The organism is Lunatibacter salilacus, from assembly GCF_009797935.1.
GTDB classification, from domain to species: domain Bacteria; phylum Bacteroidota; class Bacteroidia; order Cytophagales; family Cyclobacteriaceae; genus Lunatibacter; species Lunatibacter salilacus.
In genome coordinates, this window is record NZ_VOLC01000030.1 from 57,857 (window position 1) to 64,030 (window position 6,174).

The following is a 6,174-nucleotide window of genomic DNA, read 5'->3' on the forward strand; positions in this document are numbered from 1 at the left end:
GATTAACAATTCGTGCACGTACTAACTAGACGGACCAAGGGAATACTCCTGACATTATTTCTGAAAATCTAATATACCTTCTCCCCCTGATTTAACCAAATGCCCCAAGCACGGCTATAGGCGTGTACCTTCATGGTTTCATTATCGTCGGCATAGACGGGATGCCCCTCGTTTACCCAGTGAAAGACACCTCCATACAGGTTGTATACTTCCTGATATCCCGCAGCTACCAGCTTTTTGCCGATATCCTGACTTCGGGCACCGATGGAGCAGTACACTACGATAGGTTGCGTCTTGGGAATATCCTTTACGGTGCTAAGGTCAAAAGAATTATACCCGACCAGTCTCGCGTCATTCAGATGGCTGACGGCAAACTCCTCCGGCTCCCTGGTATCAATAAGCACGGCTTTGCTGAGAATCTCCTTTTGGTCCGGATAGACAACCGGGAAATCCTTGTCGTAGTAGGTATGCAATAAGGTCTTATAGGCCAGGCTTTGGCCGAACAGCACCCCTTTGGCAAGTAGGAAAACCATCAGAATTAGCGAAATGCGTTTTGATTTCATGAACGGGTAACAATAGGGCGGAAAAAATAGTTTGTCGGCCTTATTTGAACCTTCGGATTATTTTCAGGTTGACACTGGATCTGTTTTTCTTTGAAAAGAGGCTCAAACTTCAAGCATCTGATACTTTTTGAAAAAATAAAATTTGAAATCCAGAAGAGGGGTTCGATCAAATGGGGCCCTTCGTTATCAACACGTTAACCAAGCACTATTAATAAAAAAAGCCAAATATTTTCCTATGTGTTAGCCAAAATTACCAAATATAATGTCAACACTTTCGACCGACTTGTGTTATCTTAGGATACGATAACCACTGATTGCCAAAAAAAGGCATCAAATTTTTACCATCAATCAACACTTTATGTCCAAACTAGCCCCTGCAGACCGCTTTATCGATCTGTCAGATTATGGAAGGCCGCTAGCCAACTACGCCGCAACAAAGCTTCGAAACAGTCCTATCACTCCCATTCACCTAACCTATCTATTTGGCGTGTCCGGCTTATTAGGCATTTATTTCCTTCTCTACGGGCATTTTCTAATAGCGGGCATTTTTTTGCTATTGAAGTCTGTCATCGATGCGGCCGATGGCGAACTGTCCCGTGTCAAAAATACGCCCTCCCACAGCGGCAGGTACCTTGACAGTATTTTTGACATCCTATTAAACCTGCTTGTCTTATTGGCCATCTGCCAATATACCTCTGGAAACATCTGGCTGGCACTTGCGGCCTTTTTGGCTGTTCAACTGCAGGGAACGCTATACAATTACTACTATGTGATCCTCCGCAGCAAATCCAAGGGGGCGGATGGGACAAGCAAGATCTTTGAGCGAAAGCCGCCCAGCGCACTGCCTGGAGAAAACCAACGGACGGTAAACACGCTCTTCTGGATTTTTTATGCGTTATATGGGGTATTTGACCGGGCGGTGTATTGGATGGACCCGGGCGCATTAAGAGCCCAAACATTCCCCAACTGGTTTATGACGCTACTATCCATATATGGTTTGGGATTCCAGTTACTGCTAATCGCCATCCTGCTGTCGGCCAACCTGATCGGCTCTATTATCCCCTTTTTTATCGGGTACTCGGTCTTGTTTTTGGTGTTTATACCTCTGCGGAGGTGGGTTGGTTGATAGAGATTTTTGACAGAACCGCCAAATGGCCGGTGGACCGTCGCTGAGTTTTCTTAACAGTGGTTGTCGGATCTCGCAGTAAGGAAATCAACGGCCGGATTTCAATTTGAGAGAATAATAGGTTGATAATTCCGGCCTATAATAGAAAAAGCGGCTTTTTTATACAGTTATCCCCATTAGAAAATCCAGAAAGTTTGTATATTGTGGGTGTCAACTTTTTGAAGCCTATGTGGAAGACTATTATTTTAAAAAACGACACTTTTCGGAAGCTTCCGGTCATACGGCTGGAGTTTCCGTATGACTTTGAAACAAAAGAAATTGTAAAAAGCTTTCCGGAATGCAGGTGGAATATCAAGGAGCGTGTATGGGCGGTACCCTACACACCAACTCAGGTTACCGAATTGCTGCAATTTTTCAAGGGTAAAAAGATTTGGTTGGACTACAGCGAGATCCAAAAGGTAGATTTGCCCGAGAAATATCCCGATATGGTGCCGTTGGACGATTATTTACAGCGGGAAATCCGACGTTTTAAGGATTGGCTTCGAAACAGGCGCTATTCCGAATCCACCATTAAGACTTATTCGGAGGCTGTGGCGTTGTTTTTCCGGTTTTTGGAAAACAAAGCACCCAGCAACATTACCAATGAGGACTTGGAGATTTTTAACAGGGATTATATCATCCGAAGAAAGTACTCCGCCTCCTATCAGTCCCAGGTAATCAATGGGGTGAAGTTGTATTTTGGGATTCTGGAGGACAGGCGACTTAATCCGGAGATTATCAAGCGTCCGAAACAGCCCAAGACGTTGCCGAATGTGCTGAGTAAAGAGGAAATATTGTCCATCTTGGAGGCCTTATCAAACACTAAGCATCGTTTTATGCTGGTGATGCTCTATTCGTGCGGATTTAGAAAGGGGGAGCTTTTAAACCTACAGTTATCACACATACAGCCCGATCGGGGTATCATTATGGTTAGAAACGGAAAAGGAAAAAAGGATCGAATAGTTAGGTTTCCCGAGATGTTGCATGATATGTATAAGGAATATTTAGAAGCCTATGACCCGAAAAAATACGTGATAGAAGGAAGAGGGGGAGGACAATACGGCGAAAGAAGTATGGCAAAAGTACTTAGCAATGCTGTGGAAATAGCCGGGATTAAAAAACCAGTGACTCCACATTGGTTACGGCATAGCTATGCGACCCATTTGCACGAGGGAGGTACGGATATACGCTATATCCAGGAGTTACTTGGACATAAAAGCAGCAGGACCACGGAGATATACACCCACGTAAGTACCCGGGAAATAAAAGAGATCCGGAGTCCGATTGAGGACATGGATATCAAAATATAGTTGGAACTAAAAGTGCACCAAGCCAACAAGATTAGGAGATAATCCGAACTTAAAGTGCGGCAAAGTGCGGATATAAACGAGTTACCTGCCATTTTAATGAGACACTGCATAAACATAATAACACTGACAATAATGTTTGGACTATTTGGTTGTAAGGACAACAAAAAGAAAGACTTTGTATTTGACGAATTCAAATCTCAAATAGAAAGCAACGGAATGAAAATCGACTCTGTGGATGAAACAGGACTTATTTATATTTCGCAAGGAGAACTGACACTTAAGATAAGCTTAGACAATGTGAGAAGAAATTACGAAAGAGATAAAGATGAAAGTCATATTTCTGACCTCGTCCAAACTTTGATTTCTTACTCAATTGAACTTCCAAATAATTGGCAAGACGCAAAAGATGACATTTACATTTCACTTTTTCCAAACGACCACGATTTTCAAGAGTTTCTACACGCCAAAATAACAGATGAATTTAGCAAAGTGTATGTTTATAGCGGACAAGACAAACTTACTTGGATAACCAAAGACGATTTGAAAAAATGGAATATAACAGAAACCGAACTTGATATTCAAGCTAACAATAATGCTGACAAGTTATTAAAAACGACACCAATTACATTTGACAAAATAGATAATCGCAAACTAGGATTAATAGAAGTTGAACACACGACATTAAAAGGTGCTTTACTTTTTGCACCTACAATGAAAGAGAAGATTAAGACAGACTTTGGATTTCCTTTTTATGCTGTAATTCCTGTTAGAGATTTTTGCTACATTTTTTCAGAAAAGGACTTTGAATTCTTTTCAGGTAGAATTGGCAAAGTAGTTGTTGACGAATATAAACAATCAGGTTATCCAATAACGACAGAAATATTGAAATTTACAGACAAGGGAGTTGAAGCAGTAGGAAAATATCCAGTAGAATAAAATGACGAAAGAAAGAAAAACGGCAGGTAACAGGCGTTTGGCAAAAAAGCGGGTTCAGTGCATAAATGAAGTTTTGTTCTTCTTATCAAGTTCAGTGCTGGCAGACAGTTTAGTGCTTCGAAATCCGCTTCTTCGCCAAGCGCCAAAACGTTGTGGTTAATACAGAGAATAGCAAATGAGCATTGTTGATAATTTTATAAAGCAATATGAGAAGGAATATGATTTCTATAGACAACTAGCACGTTTAGGGCATGATGTCTTAGAAACTGAAATTATAAACCGTGGTTTAAAAGCTATAATATCAAATCGTGCTAAAAGAATTGACAGATTAAAGGAAAAAGTATTACAACGTAATAAGAGTAAAAATTATAAATCAAAAATAGCAATTGAAAAGGATATAGTAGATTTAGCAGGAATTAGGGTAGCTTTATATTTCCCTTCTGAAAGGGAAGTTGTTGGAGAAGTGATTAAAGAACTTTTTGACATTGAAGAGAGTAAAACATTTCCTGAAAACTCACACAAACCGAAACATAATAAGCGATTTTCAGGCTATTGGGCAACTCATTATAGAGTCAGGCTTAAAAAAGCTGATGATGTTGACAAAAGATTTACATCAACTGTTTTCGAAATTCAAGTTGCGAGTGTTTTGATGCACGCTTGGTCAGAGGTCGAACACGACCTTGTATATAAACCGTTTTCTGGAAATCTTACAGAAGAGGAATTGGCGATTCTAGACGAAATTAATGGATTGGTTTTGACTGGTGAAATAGCATTGGAAAGGCTTCAAAAAGCAATAACAGAACGAACAAAACAACAAACTGAAATAACAGACAAGTATGACTTAACTAATCTTGTTTTCTCTAATTATTTAGACCACTTTAAAAAAATCAATTTTGGAAATACAGAATACCTAAATAACTATTTAAAGGCTATTAATAAAATTGATACCAGCCAAATCACGGAAGCTATTAGCAAGATTAATCTTCAACTTAACGAATCATTCTCTGACCAACTTTTGCAAAACATAATTGCTATTAATAAAAATAGTGACAATCTAAGTAAGTATTTCAATCAAATAACTAGTGATAAAAAGAAAGCATCAGGGTTTGAGCTTTTTACAAGAACTTGGATTGTGTTCGAAAAAGTAATTTCTCAATTAAATCAAGAGAATGGTAACAAAGACCGTAAAAACTTTATTCCCAACTTAGACATAGTAAGTGAAGTATCACACTTAACTCAAAGGGAAATTAGCAAAGTTCAACAGTTAAGAAAAATTCGTAATCAAATGCTTCATGGTTACGAATCATTTTCAAATGAGCAACTTGAAAAACATTACAAAGATTTGAAATCAATAGTCCAAAAATGTATTAATGCAATACAAAATGTAGATATCAAAGAAGAATTAAATAACGAACTGAAATAATAGTACTAAACCACAATCGAGTGGATGGCCGCAGGCCATAAGCCTGCGGAGCACCCCTCACACCACCGAGCGTACGGGTCTCGTACTCGGCGGTTCACTGGATTGTAGGTTGTGATTTGAGGTAATAGGAAAGCATTGATTCATAACCCTTTCTTCTTAAGCGGGACAAAGTAATAGTCGTTCCCAAAATGGGACTCTGGGCAACCGCCCAACCACCTTTTCTGGTACGACTCCATGCATAGGCATGGTCTTGGTCTACACCCAGTCTGATCAGGTTTTTGCGTTTCCGCTCAGGCTTCTTCCAGTCGTGCCAGATACAGTATCGAAGTCGGTTTCGCAGCCATTCATCCATGGCTTTTAGCTTGGCTGTCATACTGGCGAGACGGTAATTGTTTACCCATCCCCGCCACACTTCTGCCAGCTTCCTCAACCTCTCCTCAAAACTGTACGGTTTGGTCTTCTTGGTGATCTGCTTGAGCTTTCGCTTGAGGGAGTCCCAACTGCTCTTCTTCACCACCAACTGGTACTTTCCTTTGACGCCCTTCTGATAGGTCGGGACAAATGCATGTCCCAACAGCTCGAAATCGGAGGGTCTTCGGATGCCGCTTTTCTCCCTGTTAATTGGCAATTTGAGTTTGTCCCTTAGAAAGAGGTAAATCTCGTTGCCCACTTTTCTGGCTTCCTTCCTTGACTTGGTGTAGATGCTAAAATCATCAGCATACCGGACGTATTTCAGGTTTCGCCTGTCCAGTTCCTTGTCCAGCACATCCAGCAGGA

At 40.5% G+C, this 6,174-nt stretch carries 6 protein-coding genes; 4 read left to right on the forward strand and 2 right to left on the reverse strand.

What is annotated here, in order from left to right; translation table 11 throughout:
• Positions 1–68: 68 nt before the first annotated feature.
• The gene (locus FQ608_RS26150) at positions 69–563 is read right to left on the reverse strand and encodes a rhodanese-like domain-containing protein (protein ID WP_158861464.1); all 495 of its coding nucleotides are present in this window, start codon (positions 561–563) and stop codon (positions 69–71) included.
• A gap of 358 nt (positions 564–921) precedes the next feature.
• Here FQ608_RS26150 and FQ608_RS26155 point away from each other — a divergent pair, with 358 nt between their 5' ends.
• The 4 genes from FQ608_RS26155 to FQ608_RS26170 all read left to right on the forward strand — a co-directional run bounded on the left by FQ608_RS26155 (position 922) and on the right by FQ608_RS26170 (position 5,397).
• Positions 922–1,689, forward strand: coding sequence for a CDP-alcohol phosphatidyltransferase family protein (locus FQ608_RS26155; protein ID WP_158861465.1), 768 nt, complete (start codon positions 922–924; stop codon positions 1,687–1,689).
• Positions 1,690–1,916: 227 nt separating this feature from the next.
• Positions 1,917–3,038, forward strand: a complete 1,122-nt coding sequence (locus FQ608_RS26160; RefSeq protein WP_158861466.1) for a tyrosine-type recombinase/integrase — start codon at positions 1,917–1,919, stop codon at positions 3,036–3,038.
• Positions 3,039–3,170: 132 nt separating this feature from the next.
• Positions 3,171–3,974: a hypothetical protein gene (locus FQ608_RS26165; protein WP_158861467.1), complete on the forward strand. Its 804-nt coding sequence runs from the start codon at positions 3,171–3,173 to the stop codon at positions 3,972–3,974.
• A gap of 175 nt (positions 3,975–4,149) precedes the next feature.
• A complete protein-coding gene (locus FQ608_RS26170) occupies positions 4,150–5,397 on the forward strand; it encodes a GTP pyrophosphokinase (protein ID WP_158861468.1) in 1,248 nt (415 codons plus the stop codon).
• 94 nt (positions 5,398–5,491) lie between these two features.
• Here the strand turns inward: FQ608_RS26170 and FQ608_RS26175 are convergent.
• On the reverse strand, positions 5,492–6,174 hold a 683-nt coding region (locus FQ608_RS26175), incomplete at its 5' end, for a group II intron maturase-specific domain-containing protein (protein ID WP_262885542.1).

Excerpts from the sequence above, each read along its gene's own strand:
- FQ608_RS26150 (WP_158861464.1), bottom strand. The coding sequence starts at position 563 with ATGAAATCAAAACGCATTTCGCTAATTCTGATGGTTTTCCTACTTGCC.
- FQ608_RS26155 (WP_158861465.1), top strand. The coding sequence starts at position 922 with ATGTCCAAACTAGCCCCTGCAGACCGCTTTATCGATCTGTCAGATTAT.
- FQ608_RS26160 (WP_158861466.1), top strand. The coding sequence starts at position 1,917 with ATGTGGAAGACTATTATTTTAAAAAACGACACTTTTCGGAAGCTTCCG.
- FQ608_RS26165 (WP_158861467.1), top strand. The coding sequence starts at position 3,171 with ATGTTTGGACTATTTGGTTGTAAGGACAACAAAAAGAAAGACTTTGTA.
- FQ608_RS26170 (WP_158861468.1), top strand. The coding sequence starts at position 4,150 with ATGAGCATTGTTGATAATTTTATAAAGCAATATGAGAAGGAATATGAT.